General features: G+C 54.0%; 21 protein-coding genes. All 21 read left to right on the forward strand.

Annotation, left to right across the window (positions count from 1 at the left end; genetic code table 11):
- Nucleotides 1–62: 62 nt before the first annotated feature.
- The 21 genes from PGH32_RS09530 to PGH32_RS09630 all read left to right on the forward strand — a co-directional run bounded on the left by PGH32_RS09530 (nt 63) and on the right by PGH32_RS09630 (nt 15,805).
- Nucleotides 63–704, forward strand: coding sequence for a LexA family protein (locus PGH32_RS09530; protein ID WP_337893868.1), 642 nt, complete (start codon nt 63–65; stop codon nt 702–704).
- A 233-nt stretch (nt 705–937) separates the two neighbouring features.
- Complete coding sequence (locus tag PGH32_RS09535; RefSeq protein ID WP_200559703.1) at nt 938–1,165, forward strand: putative hemolysin; 228 nt, start codon at nt 938–940, stop codon at nt 1,163–1,165.
- Between the two features lie 110 nt (nt 1,166–1,275).
- Nucleotides 1,276–1,374 carry a YoaK family small membrane protein gene (locus tag PGH32_RS09540; RefSeq protein ID WP_337894281.1) on the forward strand — a complete coding sequence of 33 codons (99 nt, stop codon included), beginning with the start codon at nt 1,276–1,278 and terminating at the stop codon, nt 1,372–1,374.
- A 1,218-nt stretch (nt 1,375–2,592) separates the two neighbouring features.
- Nucleotides 2,593–3,003 carry a hypothetical protein gene (locus PGH32_RS09545; RefSeq protein ID WP_337893869.1) on the forward strand — a complete coding sequence of 137 codons (411 nt, stop codon included), beginning with the start codon at nt 2,593–2,595 and terminating at the stop codon, nt 3,001–3,003.
- A complete protein-coding gene (locus PGH32_RS09550; protein WP_264547201.1) occupies nt 3,003–3,137 on the forward strand; it encodes a hypothetical protein in 135 nt (44 codons plus the stop codon). Before PGH32_RS09545 ends, PGH32_RS09550 begins: the two co-directional genes overlap by 1 nt.
- Nucleotides 3,128–3,328 carry a hypothetical protein gene (locus PGH32_RS09555; protein ID WP_337893870.1) on the forward strand — a complete coding sequence of 67 codons (201 nt, stop codon included), beginning with the start codon at nt 3,128–3,130 and terminating at the stop codon, nt 3,326–3,328. Before PGH32_RS09550 ends, PGH32_RS09555 begins: the two co-directional genes overlap by 10 nt.
- The gene (gene exoX, locus PGH32_RS09560) at nt 3,306–3,974 is read left to right on the forward strand and encodes an exodeoxyribonuclease X (RefSeq protein WP_337893871.1); all 669 of its coding nucleotides are present in this window, start codon (nt 3,306–3,308) and stop codon (nt 3,972–3,974) included. The genes PGH32_RS09555 and exoX overlap by 23 nt, the downstream gene beginning before the upstream one ends.
- 1 nt (nt 3,975) lies before the next feature.
- Nucleotides 3,976–4,626 carry an ATP-binding protein gene (locus tag PGH32_RS09565; protein ID WP_337893872.1) on the forward strand — a complete coding sequence of 217 codons (651 nt, stop codon included), beginning with the start codon at nt 3,976–3,978 and terminating at the stop codon, nt 4,624–4,626.
- Nucleotides 4,627–4,640: 14 nt separating this feature from the next.
- Nucleotides 4,641–5,342: a hypothetical protein gene (locus PGH32_RS09570; RefSeq protein ID WP_337893873.1), complete on the forward strand. Its 702-nt coding sequence runs from the start codon at nt 4,641–4,643 to the stop codon at nt 5,340–5,342.
- Nucleotides 5,343–5,383: 41 nt separating this feature from the next.
- Nucleotides 5,384–5,575: an ANR family transcriptional regulator gene (locus tag PGH32_RS09575; RefSeq protein ID WP_200544130.1), complete on the forward strand. Its 192-nt coding sequence runs from the start codon at nt 5,384–5,386 to the stop codon at nt 5,573–5,575.
- Nucleotides 5,572–6,096: an HD family hydrolase gene (locus PGH32_RS09580; protein ID WP_337893874.1), complete on the forward strand. Its 525-nt coding sequence runs from the start codon at nt 5,572–5,574 to the stop codon at nt 6,094–6,096. The genes PGH32_RS09575 and PGH32_RS09580 overlap by 4 nt, the downstream gene beginning before the upstream one ends.
- A 201-nt stretch (nt 6,097–6,297) precedes the next feature.
- Entirely contained in the window at nt 6,298–6,966 is a 669-nt protein-coding gene (locus PGH32_RS09585; protein WP_337893875.1) for a hypothetical protein, read from the forward strand.
- A complete protein-coding gene (locus PGH32_RS09590) occupies nt 6,959–7,762 on the forward strand; it encodes a hypothetical protein (protein WP_337893876.1) in 804 nt (267 codons plus the stop codon). The genes PGH32_RS09585 and PGH32_RS09590 overlap by 8 nt, the downstream gene beginning before the upstream one ends.
- A gap of 48 nt (nt 7,763–7,810) precedes the next feature.
- Nucleotides 7,811–8,005, forward strand: coding sequence for a hypothetical protein (locus tag PGH32_RS09595; protein WP_337893877.1), 195 nt, complete (start codon nt 7,811–7,813; stop codon nt 8,003–8,005).
- A complete protein-coding gene (locus tag PGH32_RS09600; protein ID WP_337893878.1) occupies nt 8,002–8,268 on the forward strand; it encodes a hypothetical protein in 267 nt (88 codons plus the stop codon). The genes PGH32_RS09595 and PGH32_RS09600 overlap by 4 nt, the downstream gene beginning before the upstream one ends.
- Before the next feature lie 349 nt (nt 8,269–8,617).
- Nucleotides 8,618–8,863 carry a hypothetical protein gene (locus tag PGH32_RS09605; protein ID WP_314424865.1) on the forward strand — a complete coding sequence of 82 codons (246 nt, stop codon included), beginning with the start codon at nt 8,618–8,620 and terminating at the stop codon, nt 8,861–8,863.
- A 1,437-nt stretch (nt 8,864–10,300) separates the two neighbouring features.
- Nucleotides 10,301–11,197: a phage N-6-adenine-methyltransferase gene (locus PGH32_RS09610; RefSeq protein ID WP_337894282.1), complete on the forward strand. Its 897-nt coding sequence runs from the start codon at nt 10,301–10,303 to the stop codon at nt 11,195–11,197.
- Nucleotides 11,197–13,041, forward strand: a complete 1,845-nt coding sequence (locus PGH32_RS09615) for a DNA cytosine methyltransferase (protein WP_337894283.1) — start codon at nt 11,197–11,199, stop codon at nt 13,039–13,041. Before PGH32_RS09610 ends, PGH32_RS09615 begins: the two co-directional genes overlap by 1 nt.
- An 18-nt stretch (nt 13,042–13,059) precedes the next feature.
- Nucleotides 13,060–13,266 (forward strand): DNA cytosine methyltransferase, encoded by a 207-nt coding sequence (locus PGH32_RS09620; protein WP_337893879.1) that lies wholly within the window; start codon nt 13,060–13,062, stop codon nt 13,264–13,266.
- 240 nt (nt 13,267–13,506) lie between these two features.
- Nucleotides 13,507–14,550 (forward strand): tyrosine-type recombinase/integrase, encoded by a 1,044-nt coding sequence (locus tag PGH32_RS09625; RefSeq protein WP_337893880.1) that lies wholly within the window; start codon nt 13,507–13,509, stop codon nt 14,548–14,550.
- Between the two features lie 109 nt (nt 14,551–14,659).
- Nucleotides 14,660–15,805, forward strand: coding sequence for a MalY/PatB family protein (locus PGH32_RS09630; RefSeq protein WP_337893881.1), 1,146 nt, complete (start codon nt 14,660–14,662; stop codon nt 15,803–15,805).
- The last annotated feature ends 28 nt before the right edge of the window (nt 15,806–15,833 follow it).

A 15,833-nucleotide genomic window follows, 5' to 3' on the forward strand; every position in this document is an offset into this window, starting at 1 on the left:
GTTTGTTTGTCAATTACAGCTTTTCTTGTAAACATCTCTTGATTGGATTGAGAGGTGAATTGATGACGATCGCGGCGCGTGTCCTTGCGAAAAGAAATGAGCTTGGACTAACGCAAACAGAACTGGCAGAAAGAGCCGGCACAACTCAACAAGCGATTGTTCAGTTGGAGAGTGGTAAAACTAAACGCCCCCGCTACCTCCCCGAGCTGGCGAAAGCTCTCGGCTGCGAGATCGAATGGCTTCTTGATGGTAAAGACGTTGTGACGGGCGATAATGTTACTGGTTTCCGCCCATACTCTCCCGGCCGAAAATATCCTGTCCTGAGCAAGGTCCAGGCAGGTGCCTGGGGAGAGGCCATTGAGGCCTATACGGTAAAGGATATCGATCACTGGCTAGAGTCAGACGCACATGTGCAGGGTGAGTCATTCTGGTTGGAAGTGGACGGAGATTCGATGACGGCGCCGATGGGCCTGAGTATTCCAGAAGGTACTTTCGTGCTTTTCGATACTGGGCGTGAGGCGGTGAATGGCAGCCTGGTAGTTGCAAAGCTGATCGACGATAACGAAGCCACGTTCAAAAAGCTGGTGATCGACGGTAGCCAAAAGTACCTGAAAGGGCTTAACCCTCAGTGGCCAATGGTGCCGATCAACGGTAACTGCCGGATTATCGGTGTAGCGATTGAAACTAAGCTTCGGCTGGTATAATCCCCCTCAGACGGAAGAGACGTTTAGCTAAGGAAGTGCATGTCAGTTTACACAAAGATAGCAGTAACTATGTTTTGCGTAGCGTTCGCCATGTTCTACCTGGCTCGCAAGAAGCGCGACAAAAACTTCCTGATACCGGGACTGGCATTGCTTTTGGCTGGCTTCGTTAACTTATTGCTAGGTCTGACTCTGGGTTAATGGTCGAAAGAGGCCTTCAGTTAAAAGGGATAACCATGAAAAAAATACTGATTACCGCACTACCAGTGCTTATCGCCTCGTGTGCAGCGCACAACGAGCAGCCGAAGATGATTGGCATGGCTAACCCGGCCTCGGTGTACTGCCAGAAAATCGGCGGCAAGCTAGACATCGTTAAGGAACCCGCTGGAGAGGTAGGCTACTGCACCCTCCCAGGCGGCGAACGGATTGAAGAGTGGACTCTTTACAGGCGCGATAACAAATAAAACGGCGCTGTTACGTATTGCAATTTTTAAACACAGATCAGCATCAGGGCTGGTTAGGGCTGGAGAAGACAGGCAGGGATGCCCTCATAATAAAAACTCAGGCGGTAAAAATGAAGATCGGCTATCTGTTCCCAGCTGCCTGCAGCATAGCAGGCGTAGTGCTTCTGGTTTGGTTTATCGCGAGTGGTGCTTGGATGCCTGGCGGTTAATGCACGGTTAGAGGTCAAAGAAATCTACCTCTTGCTCTTCACCCTTTTTTTGAAAAAACAACAAGAGCCCGCTTAACGAGGGCTTTTTGTGGACAGTCAATCCCTCTTATCTAATCAGAGTTGCCTCCCTTAAAGTGCCCTTCCCGTTCACAACTAATTTGATAAACCTTCAACCAAGATACTTTTGACTCTCGTCGTTTAATTTATGTTCGAAAACCATGTTGCCAATCACTTCAGCCATGATTGCTGTTCACTATCCACACCTCGATTCCGGCAAAACTCCAACTTCGCTCAAAAGGCCTGAGCGCTTTGTTTAAACGGTCAATTCAAGAAAATAAATCACTTTAAAAAACAAGCAAATGAGTAAAAAACCAATGAAATTACAATATTTATTGTTTACCTATTACAAACTTTATTGTAATTTTCTCTCATCAGCACAACGCAGCCACCGCCAAGCGCTGACCCGCTCTTTAACAATCTGGCAGTCGCGCACCGGGTACTCAATCGCATCCCTGGCAAACTGAAATAGCGGCCACCCCTAACTGACCTGGGCTGAGCCAAAGAGGAACAATGCGAGCGACGGACCGGTGCACGGGCCAGCGACATATGTCGGCCCCATTAAACAGAGGAGATAAATCATGTAACAGCTAAACGGATAGACCGCTTATGCACACCCTGCTGGGTGACGCATCGCGAAGACGGCGTGTACGGTCTGGCTCCCACGGCGACGTAGTGAGGGAGAGGAGGCGAAAGCATCACTGAGTTACGACTGGCGACCGATTTAACGCACTAAGCAGCCTCAAATGATGACCGGGAAACCGGCGCTGGCCACTGCGGGGTGTGGCAAAGCTTCAAAGATTTAAAGTGCCTCACCAGGGCAAGCCCGGAGAACCGCAGCATCACGTTGGGCTTAAAAATAAAGGCGGCACGACGTCGGGCATCACCCCGGCACGCAACAGGGCAGAGCATTTGGAGGCGCAACACAAAGCCGTTGAAGAGTGCTCTATCCGTTGTGATGTGCTCAAGCGGGCTGCAGCGCCGGCCGACGCAAAGACCCGAAAATCGGCTGAGCCGCAGCATCTGGCGGCCAATACCAAAACCGAGCGGCGGGAAGTAAGCAGGTGTCGCGGCCTGGTGTCACAACCCTATCCATTGCTGTGTGTAGTCGTTTGCTCCCTTCTCCGGGGGCTTTTTTTCACCCTCAAAACGGAGGTAAGCATGCACCCAATCCCCAAATTAACCGCCCAGCGCCTGGCCGAGTTGACGCCGGGAACGCCGATTCGCATCGGCGCTCAGCTGGTCACATTCAACGGCTGCAGCATACGCCCGAACTTTAAGGGCGAAGAGCAAACGTTCGTTGATTATACGCTGCCAGACGGCACTCCCGGTTCGCATTTCGAGTACACGGTGCTGGATGCCGGTACCGAGCACCTGGAATCAGTGCGATGCCGCTACTGCGGCCGGTTCCGCCACCCCGAAGACGTGGTAAAAGGCACCGTTAAACACTGGGATCGTAGCGAGCGGGATGACTTCTGCGCTGACAGAGAGTGCGCGCTGCGTTACCAGCAAAGCATCCGGGTACCGTCACATAAACGCGCTGCAGGATTGCGCATCCGAGGTAATCGATGATGAGCCAGCTCTACAAATCACAGTTCCTTCACCGGCTGACCGGTGCTGACTTCCACCCGCGGCGCCGCAGCTGGTTATTGCCGGTTATCGGCGCGGCGCTGATAGCTGCGGGGATGTACATCGGATGGATGTAACACTGATCCCCACGCCGCTGGCAATAAACGAATGGATGCGCGAGGCCACTGTCGACGCAATCCTGCAGCTCTGCCAACAGAATCAGTTCGGTCCGGCTGACCTGATTCAAATCGCCCACCAGCTGGCGCAGCGAGAAGCCGCTGCCGATGCCCTTACGGAACAACCTGATGACCATTTTGCGTGTAATTGATACGGAGACCACCAGCCTCGAGGGTGGTGTGTGTGAAATCGCCAGTGTCGACATTGTCGATGGCGTTATCTGCAACCCGATGAGCGACTACGTGAAGCCGCCGGAGCCAATCAGCATTGCTGCGATGGCGCTTCACCATATAACCGAAGCGGACGTGGCTGACTCACCGCCGATTGATGCTGTAATTGATCGCTATCTCGGCGCTGACGTCTATGTAGCGCACAACGCTAAATTCGACCGCAGCAAACTGCCGCAGATCACCGCGCCGTGGATCTGCACGATGAAGTTGTCCCGCAAGCTATGGCCGGAGCTGGAGAGCCACGGCAACCAGTTTATGCGCTACCACCTCGGCGTTAACGCCAACGTGCCGGAAGGCCTGCATGCCCACCGCGCCCTGTACGACTGCTACGTGACTGCGGCGGTGCTGATCGAGATTAACCGTCACGCCCGCTTCACCATTGCGCAGATGCGCGAAATCACCTCCCTGCCTTCCCTGCTGCACACAATGCGTTTCGGCAAGCACAAGGGCAAGACGTTCGAGGAAATTGGTGCTACCGACCGCGGCTATCTGAAATGGTGCCTGGCAAACATGGACCTCGACGAGGACCAGAAATTCACGATGCAGCATTACCTGCAGGGAGATTGATATGGGTATCCCGGTGCTTATCCTGGGGGATTCAGGCTCCGGTAAATCGGCCAGCATGATGAACCTGAATCCCGAAGAGGGGTTTCTCATTAACCCGGAAAATAAGCGACTGCCGTTTAAGTCGAAGGGCTGGAAGGCGCGCGACTTTGCAGCGAAAACAGGCAACGTTTTCCACACCGACCTCGCTGCGGACCTCGTTATGGTTATCAACTTTGCCCGCCGCACGGGTAAGAAATACGTGGTTATCGACGATTTTCAGTACGTTATGGGCAATTCGTTCATGCGGCGTCGCAGTGAGAAAACGTTCGAGAAATTCACGGAGATCGGTGGCGGTGCGTGGGATGTGGTTAAGGCCGCCCAGCAGGCAGAAGACGACCTGATCGTTTACTTCCTGGCTCACACGGAAGAAACCGCCGCCGGTCGCATCAAGATGAAAACCATCGGCAAGATGCTGGACGAGAAAATCACCGTTGAGGGCATGTTCACCATCGCCCTACGCACTCAGGTCACTGATGGGCGCTACCAGTTTACCACGCAGTCAGACGGCACCGACCCGGTTAAATCTCCGATCGGGCTGTTTGAGAGCTTCCAGATAGACAACGACCTGAACGCCGTCGACACGGCGATCCGGGACTACTACGAATTGAATTAAGGGGTTAAATCACTATGCAACCAATCTTTACCTTCAACCAGGAAGACGCCAAGAAGGCCGGACCGTCCGGCGCGTCAGAATCTGGTGCTTACGCTGGCATCATCCGTACGGCTCTTTTCACCAGCGCCCGCGATGCTAATTCCCAATCGCAGTCGATGGAGTTCTCGCTGGATGCCGACGTTGGCGCAATTAATTTCCTCCGTGTGTCCTATGTCGGTCGCGATGGCAACCCTCTACAGGGTGGCAATGCCATGATTCAGGCGATTATGGGCCTGACAGGCGTCAAGGCTCTTCACGCCACCGAAGTGGTAAACGACCAGAACGAAACGGAGTATCACTCCAGGGAACTGGAAGGCAAGCCGATCGGGTTTGTGCTTCAGAAAGTGCTCTACACGAAGACCTCCGGCGGTGATGGCTACCGCTTCGAGATCCGCCAGGCATTCGGCACTAAAACCCGTAAAACCTATAAAGAAGCCATCGAAGGACTGCCCGCTGAAACGGTCGATAAACTGGTGGCGGCGCTTAGCGATAAAGACGAGCGTCAACCGACTGGAACTGGCCCTGCAGGCGGCCCGGCAGGTAATCAGCAGCGCTCGATGCTGGGTGGGCAGCAGAATAACCAGACGCAATCACGCCTGCAGCAAAACGCTGGCTCCCGAAATGTTGGGCAGAATCAGCCGCCGGTGCAGGACTTCGACGACGACATCCCATTTTAGAGTTGACCGCATAGCCCCGCCCGGGGCTTTCTGGAGTATCTATGCCACTGCCAAATAGCTCAGCACAATCAGCAGCGCAGAAAGAGCGCGACGGCCTTTTTGCTGATGCTGCTCATCACTGGTTGCAAGCCTCACGCCATGCAACTGGCAACAATATCACCTGGTACCAGCTGCGCGCAGAGTTCTGCGCTGGCATGGCCCGCCGCGCAGCAATTAAGGATCAGCAGCAATGACCTGGATTAACACCCTCTCCGGCAAGCACTTCAGCTTTACCGACACCGATGCGGAGACCATCAGCATCGAGGATATCGCCGGTGCGCTGTCGAATCTTTGCCGCTTTACCGGCCACGTGCAGGACTTCTACAGCGTGGCGCAGCATTCGATGTACGTCAGCCGCCTGGTGCCGCCAGAAATGGCGTTAGAGGCACTACTGCACGACGCAGCAGAGGCTTACTGCGGTGATGTAAGTTCACCACTGAAAGCGTTTCTACCTGACTATCAGGTGATTAAGCACCGTGTCGATCAGTTCATCCGGGACAAGTTCAATCTGGCAGTTGCAATGTCTGCGCAGGTTAAGCGTGCGGACCTGATTATGCTGGCTACCGAGCGCCGCGATTTCGATATGGATGACGGCACGCCGTGGCTGGTGCTTAAGGGCATCGAGTGCGCCGACTTCATGATCTACCCGCTTACGCCACGACAGGCGCGTGTCCAGTTTCTTCAGCGTTATAACGAACTGAAGAAAACCATTTAACCACCCTTTCCGCCTCCTGACCGCCAGCCAACGCCGCCGCATTCGGTGCGGTGCGCCTGCATGCGGCCACCAGCTGCGGATCTGAGGCCACAACAATGATGAATTCACTGGGAATTTACCTTTTTGGCATGTTCATGGGCTGCATTTACACGCTGCTGGCTATGGCAATTTTGGGCTGACTGCGGTCGGCGGGAGAGAGATATGGGAAGAGTATTTATTACAGAAGGTGTTCGCACTGGTCCAGACGGAAGCGGCTATTCATGCGAAGACGATGACGAAAGAGCTGATTCGTGGGATGTCGTCGATTCGGATAGTGGTGCCAAATATTTTGGCTCTGAAGACTACAGCACGGCTACCAGGGTGAGTGGTGTGCTGAATGCGATCTGTCGTGAACACGCCGCAGAGGTTGCGCGGTTGAATGAGCAAATGCGGGCGCTGGTTGCGGAGAATGCGGCGCTGAAATCTGGCATTGGATTCTTTAGCTACGGCACTGACAGCGGTTATGAGGAACACGCTACCGCTGATGATGCAATCAAAGCGGCTGATTCTGACATTGATTACTATCGCGGTGACGCCTGCGCCGGCTGGTCAGACGAGACCGATCGTACCGTGTGGGGGGTTGTTATCCAGCGTGCCAGCATGATTGGACTGCATACCGAAACGGATGATAGTGGAAATAAACGAGAGATTTGTGATTACGCGCTATTACCAGTAGTCGAAACCCCAGCCACCGACGCCATCCTGCGCGAAGTTGGCGCTAAGGCGATTGAAGGGTTTGTGAAAAGTCTTGAGCCAGCATGGAACGGGACCACCGATCGCGCCCTTAAATACGCCGCAGCCATCCGCGCCGGGGAGGTGCCAAATGTCTGATACCAATATTTCTACCAGCCTGGCTAACGCCATTAACGACCACTGTCGCCAGTTTGAAACGTCTGACGAATTTAACCAAATGGTTGCCGCCCACGTTCTCAAGCTGTACGACGATGCGATCAAAGATGTTTTCCGCTGGGGCAAGTTCCCTGACGCAGTAAAAGAGGCCTTGAAAGAAGCGCTGCCGGGTAACATCACTGATGTTTGCGATCTTCCCCGCTACAACCTGCTGCTGGCGCGCACGTTGGATGAGCAGTGGAAAACTAACGCTGTCAGCGATCGCCTGGTCGAGCAAATGCAGGAGCTGGTGAAGGACTTCATCGAGCAGGATCAGCTGCCGAAATTTATCAAGGCGTCCGACCTGTGGGCAGCCTACATCGAACAACACAAGGAAGAAGCCGCGCACGAAGGGTGGAGCGCGCCGCAGGTCGTTATCGACGAAGATGAGGAGCGCTTTTTCTATATCGGTTTCGAAAAGGAACCCGCTTCTGAAAGCTCTTACAGCAGCTATCTCAGAAAAGACAGGAAAGACAGAGCGCACCAATGTGAGGTGTATCTTGGCTTTAGCAAGGTAACGAAACGGGATGAGAGGAAAGATGTACCCATACTGGAAGATGGCCATCCGGTGTACCGCCTGTTCAATGGCAAACTTGATGGCAGCGATGTGTTGGGTAAGCGTCCTGTTCAGTTCTATAGCAAGTTCGACAAGTTGGTAGGTGCGCTCTACTACGGCGACAGCCTGCTTGTGCTCGATGAGAGCGATGCAGATGGAATCTACTACCCATCCCCATACTAATTACCGCTGCCCGGTTCGCCGGGCATTGCTGAAAATAAGAGAGCAGTCATGACCACCCTAACCTTCGCATTCCTCATCATGGCCTCCCCGGTACGCGACGGCAGCGCCTGGAGCATCACCCCGATGCCGTCTATGGCTGTATGCGAGCAGGTGCTGGCAGACGTTCGTTCGCACACCGGCGGCTGGGCCGACGATTTCCCCGCCGTGCCAGACGGCGCTCACTGTAAAGAGGTCAAACAGTGAAGAAATTGATTGATATGTTTACTCGTGAGAGATTATTGCAACTGGCCGACGAAAATACCATTTGCAGATTATCTTTGCAGGAGAGAATCGCCTTAGCTAATTTAGCCCTCATGCTTAATGGTCCATCCGAGATAATTTACCAGATCAGAAAGAACGACGGGAGTCCTGAGTGGGAGCAATGGTTAGAGGTCTGCGCTGATGAATTTTATGCCAACATCAAAAGTGCAGGCTGGGAATATCGAAAACTTTATGTTTTGCGATAGCAAATTCGACCTCAACTGGTGCCTAACACCCAGAAAACGTCAGGAATTCTTAACCCCCATAAATTTTGTAAAATGATGTTTTTATTTGGGGCTAATTATTGTCATGCCATTAAATCTACGGCAGGGCAATAATCGCACAGCGAGAAGGTTTTTTTCAACTTTGTGGCTAATTTATTGACCAATCCAAAAGGCTACCTAGCTTAAAGACACCAGGCTTTTTCCTAATTTCGATTATTGCTATTGCACCGCATTTCATTTTGAGGCTTTGATAAAGTTGGATTTTGAATCTCGTGATGACAAAACAACATATGTACAATTTTTTTAATGAATTGAGGGCTAGGAGGTGATCGTGAAAGTCGATTACATCAATGAAAAGAAAAAGTTCCCATATAGGACAATGGGCTACTGGCTTTTAATTCTTAAAGTCAATGAATATATTATTTTTGAAAAGGCGCTACTCGGCATATCTTTGAAAAAAGCGCAGGCGTATGTTCATAATTTCACGTATCTAGGAGAGCACAGATACAGATCTCGAATTATTGATGGGAATAAATTACTGGTTCGCAGAATCCCGGACAACGATGCTGCTACATGAAAAAACATGATAATCAAAACCCTAACAGTCATCAATTAACCATATTCTCTATCATTATTTAGTTTATAGCTTGAAACACGCCCCCATTTAAAATATCGAGATAATAACCGCCAATCGGCGGTTTTTTATTGGTCTATCCAGATGCGGAAAACAATCCGGCGACACATCGAGCGCCATGCAATCTTCTATGCCAGCATCCGCCCGGCGGCTGTGCTGATCCTGCTGCTTATCGCAGCGTTAACTGCGGAGCTTTATCTGAGGTGAGGTTATGCAAACTCAACTACCGGAGGGAAAGCATACTGGGACGGCCGGCAGGTCACATGCCGCTGTTCCGCGTATGAGTTCCCGCACCGGTTCAGCGGCGGCCAGTGCAACGGCTACGCGATGGCGGAAAACTGCTGGGAAAACCGGCTCAACTGCCAGCACTGCAACTGCCTGCATGCGGGTGGTTGCGACGTCATAAACGGCACCGAAAGCCCGTTCGAATGCCCGTACGTTCTCGACTTCTGCACCTACTACCAAATCAAACTTTCCTGACCGGCTGGGAACACTGGCTAATAAGGGAGCAATACGATTACCGATCACACTATTACACTTTGAAGAGAGGTCCGAATGTCAGTGCATTGGCACGGCGGCCCGATTTGGGGCGACAGGGAGACCCCCTCCGATGATTTGATAAAAGCTCTGTACCGCGATGGCTGCTCACTAGTTTCCTACGCTCGACCTGACCAAATTAAGAAAATCGGCGCTATTGACTGCAAATTGGTGCTGGATAACGGCGCGTTTTCAACATGGCGTAAATCCGCTAGTGACGATTGTCAGCCTGGTGTTGAGTGGTGGCAAAAGCACTGGGCTGCTTACTACGATTTTGTCGGCGGGTGGTTCAGTCGGATCGAGTGGTTCATAATCCCGGACGTTATTGAGGGAAGTGAGGCGGAGAACGACCAGTTGATCGATAAGGTCCCACTCTGGCTGATGGAGAAAGCGGTGCCAGTGTGGCATTCGGACGAAAGCATAGAAAGACTACTGCGCCTCTGTGACCGCTTCCCCCGCGTTGGTATTGGGTGTTGTGGCCCGCACCGGGTAATACGGACGAAGGCCTGGCAGCAACGCATGGATGAGGTCTTCAGGGAGCTTTACATCAACCGGAAGCTCAGCGTGAAAATCCACGGCCTGCGCATGTTGGATGTACGGGTGTTGAGCCGGTACCCGTTTGCCAGCGCCGACTCAACGAACGTTGCAGTAAATGTGCCGCTGACAGAAAAGCGTTTCCCCGAAATCAAGTATAAGCTGACGCGCACAGCTGTGATGCGCGCGGCGATCGAGCGAGTTTTTCCGCCGACAGTTTCCGAATGGGTTGCCACACAACCACCAGCGCAGCAGCAAATCATCCTTGCGACTCCCCCAATCATCAAAAAGAACGGAGCTAAACCTCTGATGACAGAACCCGTGGTAAATCCCTACTGCGCGGCGCTGGATGCCCTGCGCGCTCAGCCCACGCACAAGCTCAAGGAAATCGGCGACCAGTGGCGCTCACCGGACGCTCTCTGGTGGGGTATCAACGCCATGTTCGGCCCGTTCGTGCTAGACCTGTTTGCCGACGCCAGCAACGCGAAGTGCGAGGTGTTCTACAGCGCCGAGGATAACGCACTAACCCAGGACTGGAGCGCTCGCCTGGCTGAGCTTCGCGGCGCTGCCTACGCAAACCCACCCTATTCCCGCGCCAGCCAGCACGACGGCCAGTACATCACCGGTATGCGGCACATCATGTCCCACACACTGGCGATGCGCGAGCTGGGCGGCCGGTACGTCTTCCTGATAAAAGCGGCGACCGGCGAAGTGTGGTGGCCGGAAGATGCGGATCACGTTTCGTTTATACGCGGCCGCATCAGCTTTGACCTGCCTGGGTGGTACCGCCCGGCGCCCGGAGAGCCGAACGAATCTTCCGCCGGGTTCGGCGCGGCGATCGCCGTATTCGATAAGTCATGGCGTGGTGAGCGGTTCGGCTATGTCAGCCGTGACGATCTGGAAGTGCGCGGCGCGACTTTTATGCGTCAAATTGAGCTGGCGGCGTTTCGCTTAAAACCACAAACCAAGCAACAAAATATTCCTGAAATTATTCCAGCTCTGCCGGTACCGGATACTGATAACGATGTATGGCCAGAAGAAGTAAAGCTCATCGCTAATCAGGTCGAGCGCATTTACGAACTCCCGCCAGTTCACTACCGGAAAGTAATGCAGCACATCAACACCATGCTGCTGGAGCGCCAACCCAGCAATTCAATCCTCATAGCCGCTCAGGCATTAACAGAAACCTTCGGAGAGCACGCATGATGCGAGAAATTATCGTCGACAATTTTGCCGGCGGCGGCGGTGCCAGCACCGGTATTGAAATGGCCACCGGCCGTAGCGTAGACATCGCCATCAATCACGACCCGAACGCGATCGCTATGCACACAACTAACCACCCGGATACCCTGCATTATTGCGAGTCGGTGTTCTATATAGACCCGGTGGCGGCGACCGCCGGCGCACCAGTTGGCCTGGCGTGGTTTAGCCCGGACTGCCGCCACTTCAGCAAAGCCAAAGGCAGCACGCCGGTAAAAAAAGAGATTCGTGGACTGGCGTGGATCGTACTGCGCTGGGCGCTAGCCACCCGCCCGCGCGTAATGATGCTGGAAAACGTGGAGGAATTTAGAACATGGGGGCCGCTGCTTGTTGGTGAGGATCGTCCAGACCCGGCACGTGCCGGCGAAACCTTCGCGGCGTTCGTTGGCATGCTCAGCACTGGCGTGGCAGCCGACCACCCGGCGCTGGATGAGGTCTGCGAATCGCTGCAGATTGACCGGCACGGACCGGAAGCGCTGCGGCTAAGCGCCGGGCTTGGCTACGACGTCGAATACCGCGAACTGCGGGCCTGTGATTACGGCGCGCCGACGATCAGGAAGCGTTTCTTTATGGTGATGCGCTGCGACGGGCAGCCTGTCGCCTGGCCAGAGGCTTCCCACGGCGATCCGAAGGGTCTGCCGGTGCAGAGCGGCCAGCTAAAGCCCTGGCGAACCGCGGCTGAGTGTATCGACTGGAATATCCCCTGCCCGTCGATTTTTGACCGGAAAAAGCCGCTGGCGGAAAACACTCTACGACGGATTGCCCGCGGCATTCAGCGGTTCGTGATCGACAACCCGACGCCGTTCATCGTGAAGTGCAACCACACTAGCACCCGTACAAAATACGACTGTTTCCGGGGACAGGAGCTGGAGTCGCCTCTGCACACGATAACCAAGACCCACGGTTTTGCGGTCGTTACGCCTCACATCACTAAGTTCCGCACCGGGGCCACCGGGCAGGAAGTTACTGAGCCACTGCCGACGGTCACCGCCGGTACTTCAGCGCGCCCCGGCGGCAACGGCCACGCGTTGGGAATGGTGGAGGCTCAACTTTCGCCGTTCTTGGCAGGTGCAGGCGGATCAGAATACCAGGGCAAACCGCGTTCCTGCGAGAAGCCCATACACACCATTCTGAAGGAGTCGCGCAGCTGCGTTATCGCACCGGTGATCGCCCGACAGTTCGGCAGCAGCATCGGTCACCCTGTTGATCAACCGAGCGGCACGGTTACGGCCGGTGGCGGCGGCAAAAGCCAACTTGTGTGCCCAACGCTGATCCAGATGGGTTATGGCGAACGACCGGGCCAGGCACCGCGGGTGCTGGATATGCAGAAGCCTGTCGGCACGGTCACCGCCGGAGGCAATAAGTTTGCGATCACTAGCGCGTTTCTGGCCAAACACTTCGGCGGCAACTATACCGGCCCCGGAGCGCCAATGGATGGCCCGGCCCACACGGTCACCACCACAGATCACCATGCGCTGGTAACTGCGCAGCTGTTGGTCAACAACACCGGCCACCCGGGCGGCGCTGCCGACCATCCAGCGTACACTGTTACCACCGGCAATCACCACGCAGTTGTTACATCAAACTTGGTGAAGCTGCGCGGCACATGCAAAGACGGCCAACGCACTGACCTGCCAATGCCGACCATAACGGCCGGCGGCCAGCACGTCGGCGAAGTTCGCACCTGCTTGGCGGTTGAGCATTACGACGAAGCGCGCGCAGTGCAGGTTGCTGAATTTCTCGACCAGCACGGCCTGAGCGAGTTTGTTCGGGTAGAGGGAGTGACTTAACGGATTGTCGATATCGGCATGCGCATGCTGCAGCCGCGGGAACTGTATAACGCGCAGGGTTTCCCGGCGTGGTACGTCATCGACCGTGACTATCGTGGCAGCAAGTACGCGAAAGACAAGCAGGTAGCCCGCTGCGGCAATGCCGTGCCCCCGCCGTTCGCTGAAGCGCTTGTCCGCGCCAACCTGCCAGAACTCTGTACCACCCGCGATCAGCAGGTGGCCTGACAATTTGCCATAAGAGGTAAGTATGCCTCCTACCGAGAAACTCATGACCGTTAAAGAGCTGGCCTTAGCTCTTCAGATTTCGGCTACGACGATTTACCGCAACCCCCCCAGATATCACATGTTCCGTGTCGGTAACAGTTGGCGCGCTAACTCAGATAGCCTAAAAAAATTTGCCGAAGCGCCTGCTACAGATAACAATGTTTATCGGCTGGCTGTTGTAGGCGGTAAGGAGAAGAAGAAATGCCGATCTACAAAAGGGGCAAGACATACTGGATCGATATCTCAGCGCCAGATGGCTCGCGAGTTAGACGCTCTGCTGGCACCGAGGAAAAAGCAAAAGCCCAGCAGTTACACGACAAAATGAAACACGAACTGTGGGCAATTACGAACCTGAATAAGAAGCCAGAACGAAGTTTTGAGGAACTTATACTTTTGGCATTACAAGATGCTGAAGGTCAGGCATGCTTTGGTAATAAACAAATTCAGGCTCGCTATTGGTTAAGTTGTTTCGAGGGTAGGTTGATATCCTCCATCACCAGTGAAGATATTACAAACAACCTTCCAACTCACAGCATACGCTTCAAAAACCGCCTGACTAATGCGACAAAAAACCGTTATCGCGCACTGCTAATGCGCGGGTTTTCTTTGGCGTATAAAAACGGCTGGATTGATAAGATACCTTACTCTCGATCATTGCGTGAACCGAAGGTAAGGGTAAGGTGGATCGATAAAAACGAAGCGCGATCACTGGTCGAAAATCTTCAGAAAGAATGGATGAAGCATCTGTGCTCATTTGCTCTTCTCACCGGGGCAAGGCTGGGAGAGATGCTTTCACTGACGTGGAAGAATGTAGACCTCCGCAGGCGGGTCGCGGTTGTCACTGCTGACAGAGCGAAATCAGGAAAAGCAAGGCCACTACCCCTTAATGATGAGGCGGTGGCAATAATAAAGAAGATTCCGCGCATTAACGAATTCTTGTTCTCTTCGGATGGTCAAATGGAAGTGAATTACAACCGCACAGATTTCTTAAGGGCATTATCAATATCCGGTATCGTTGATTTTAGATTCCATGACTTGCGGCATACATGGGCAAGTTGGCATGTTCAGAACGGAACACCGCTTTTGGCCCTTAAAGAAATGGGAGGCTGGGAGACATTGGAGATGGTCAATAAATATGCCCACTTGAGTGGGGAACATTTGAGCAGGTTCTGCAACATTGTCACATTTTTGGCACATGACGATGACCTGCATCATTCCAATGAAGCAATATCGCTTGTAGGTTAATGTAATATATACATAAATCACATAGCGCGAACACGGCAAATTTTAGATTAATCAGAGCTTTAGTCTGCGTGAAGTCATACAGGTGTTTATTTTAACGGGAATCATTAGCATGGCATTCGATTTTGACCAACGGATAGACCGCCGTCACAGCGATAGTCTTAAATGGCGAAAATATGGTGATCGGGATATCCTTCCGCTCTGGGTTGCTGATACCGATTTTCGTTCGGCAGACTGTATTACTGCCGCGCTTCAGGAGCGTATTGCCCATGGCGTGTTCGGTTACGGAGTGCCATCAGAGGCTCTGACCGACGTCATTATCGAACGTATGGCCCATCGTTACGGCTGGCATATTCAGCCGGAATGGCTGGTATTTTTACCCGGCGTGGTGTGCGGGCTTAATCTCTGCGTGCGGGCATTCACCTCAGCGCAGCAGGGAACCGTTTCCCCGACGCCGATCTATCCCCCTTTTCGCCAGGCCGCCGCGCTGGCCGACCGCGCGCAGCTGACTGTTCCCCTGCAGCTCCGCGACCAGCGCTGGGTGCTGGATCTTGAGGCGCAGGAATCACGGCTGAACGGTGCAGAAAAGCTGCTGATGCTGTGTAATCCGCAAAACCCCGGCGGCACGGTGTATCGCCGCGAGGAGCTGGAAGCGCAGCTGCGATTCGCCCGCCGCCACGATCTGATCGTCTGTTCCGATGAAATTCACTGCGATCTGCTGCTGGAACCGGGCGCGAAGCACATCCCGTTTGCCAGCCTCAGCGAAGATGCCGCCCAGCGTTCCATCACGCTGATGTCGCCGTCAAAGACGTTCAATATCGCCGGGCTGGGCGCGTCGGTGGCCATCATCCCCAATCGCGAACTGCGCGAGCGTTTTTCCCGCGAACGTAAAGGCATGGTGCCGGACGTTGACGTCCTGGCCTACGTTGCCGCGACGGCAGCCTGGCGCGACGGCCAGCCGTGGCTGGACGAGCAGCTGGCCTACCTCCGGCGCAACCGCGATACGCTGGTCAGCCATCTGCATTCGCTGCCGGAGCTGAGCATGGTCTCTCCGGAAGGCAGCTATCTCGGCTGGATTGATGCCAGCCGTCTTGAGGTAGAAAACCCGCAGCAGTTCTTTGAGCGTTTCGGGTTAGGGTTCAGCGCAGGGGGGGATTTCGGTGACGAGAACTTCGTGCGCATCAATTTCGGCTGCCACCGCCTGCTGCTGGATGAGGCGTTACGCCGTATCAGCCTGGCCGTTCAGTCCCGTCGTTAACACTAGCGGGGCCGAAAAATCATTGAAG

This window comes from Erwinia sp. SLM-02 (genome assembly GCF_037450285.1).
Lineage (GTDB): Bacteria > Pseudomonadota > Gammaproteobacteria > Enterobacterales > Enterobacteriaceae > Erwinia.

Coding starts and splice junctions, on each gene's coding strand:
- PGH32_RS09550 (WP_264547201.1), top strand. CDS start 3,003: ATGAGCCAGCTCTACAAATCACAGTTCCTTCACCGGCTGACCGGTGCT.
- PGH32_RS09565 (WP_337893872.1), top strand. CDS start 3,976: ATGGGTATCCCGGTGCTTATCCTGGGGGATTCAGGCTCCGGTAAATCG.
- PGH32_RS09575 (WP_200544130.1), top strand. CDS start 5,384: ATGCCACTGCCAAATAGCTCAGCACAATCAGCAGCGCAGAAAGAGCGC.
- PGH32_RS09615 (WP_337894283.1), top strand. CDS start 11,197: ATGCGAGAAATTATCGTCGACAATTTTGCCGGCGGCGGCGGTGCCAGC.
- PGH32_RS09610 (WP_337894282.1), top strand. CDS start 10,301: ATGACAGAACCCGTGGTAAATCCCTACTGCGCGGCGCTGGATGCCCTG.
- PGH32_RS09545 (WP_337893869.1), top strand. CDS start 2,593: ATGCACCCAATCCCCAAATTAACCGCCCAGCGCCTGGCCGAGTTGACG.
- PGH32_RS09530 (WP_337893868.1), top strand. CDS start 63: ATGACGATCGCGGCGCGTGTCCTTGCGAAAAGAAATGAGCTTGGACTA.
- PGH32_RS09535 (WP_200559703.1), top strand. CDS start 938: ATGAAAAAAATACTGATTACCGCACTACCAGTGCTTATCGCCTCGTGT.
- PGH32_RS09625 (WP_337893880.1), top strand. CDS start 13,507: ATGCCGATCTACAAAAGGGGCAAGACATACTGGATCGATATCTCAGCG.
- PGH32_RS09540 (WP_337894281.1), top strand. CDS start 1,276: ATGAAGATCGGCTATCTGTTCCCAGCTGCCTGCAGCATAGCAGGCGTA.
- PGH32_RS09590 (WP_337893876.1), top strand. CDS start 6,959: ATGTCTGATACCAATATTTCTACCAGCCTGGCTAACGCCATTAACGAC.
- PGH32_RS09620 (WP_337893879.1), top strand. CDS start 13,060: ATGCGCATGCTGCAGCCGCGGGAACTGTATAACGCGCAGGGTTTCCCG.
- PGH32_RS09555 (WP_337893870.1), top strand. CDS start 3,128: ATGGATGTAACACTGATCCCCACGCCGCTGGCAATAAACGAATGGATG.
- PGH32_RS09585 (WP_337893875.1), top strand. CDS start 6,298: ATGGGAAGAGTATTTATTACAGAAGGTGTTCGCACTGGTCCAGACGGA.
- PGH32_RS09595 (WP_337893877.1), top strand. CDS start 7,811: ATGACCACCCTAACCTTCGCATTCCTCATCATGGCCTCCCCGGTACGC.
- exoX (WP_337893871.1), top strand. CDS start 3,306: ATGACCATTTTGCGTGTAATTGATACGGAGACCACCAGCCTCGAGGGT.
- PGH32_RS09630 (WP_337893881.1), top strand. CDS start 14,660: ATGGCATTCGATTTTGACCAACGGATAGACCGCCGTCACAGCGATAGT.
- PGH32_RS09570 (WP_337893873.1), top strand. CDS start 4,641: ATGCAACCAATCTTTACCTTCAACCAGGAAGACGCCAAGAAGGCCGGA.
- PGH32_RS09580 (WP_337893874.1), top strand. CDS start 5,572: ATGACCTGGATTAACACCCTCTCCGGCAAGCACTTCAGCTTTACCGAC.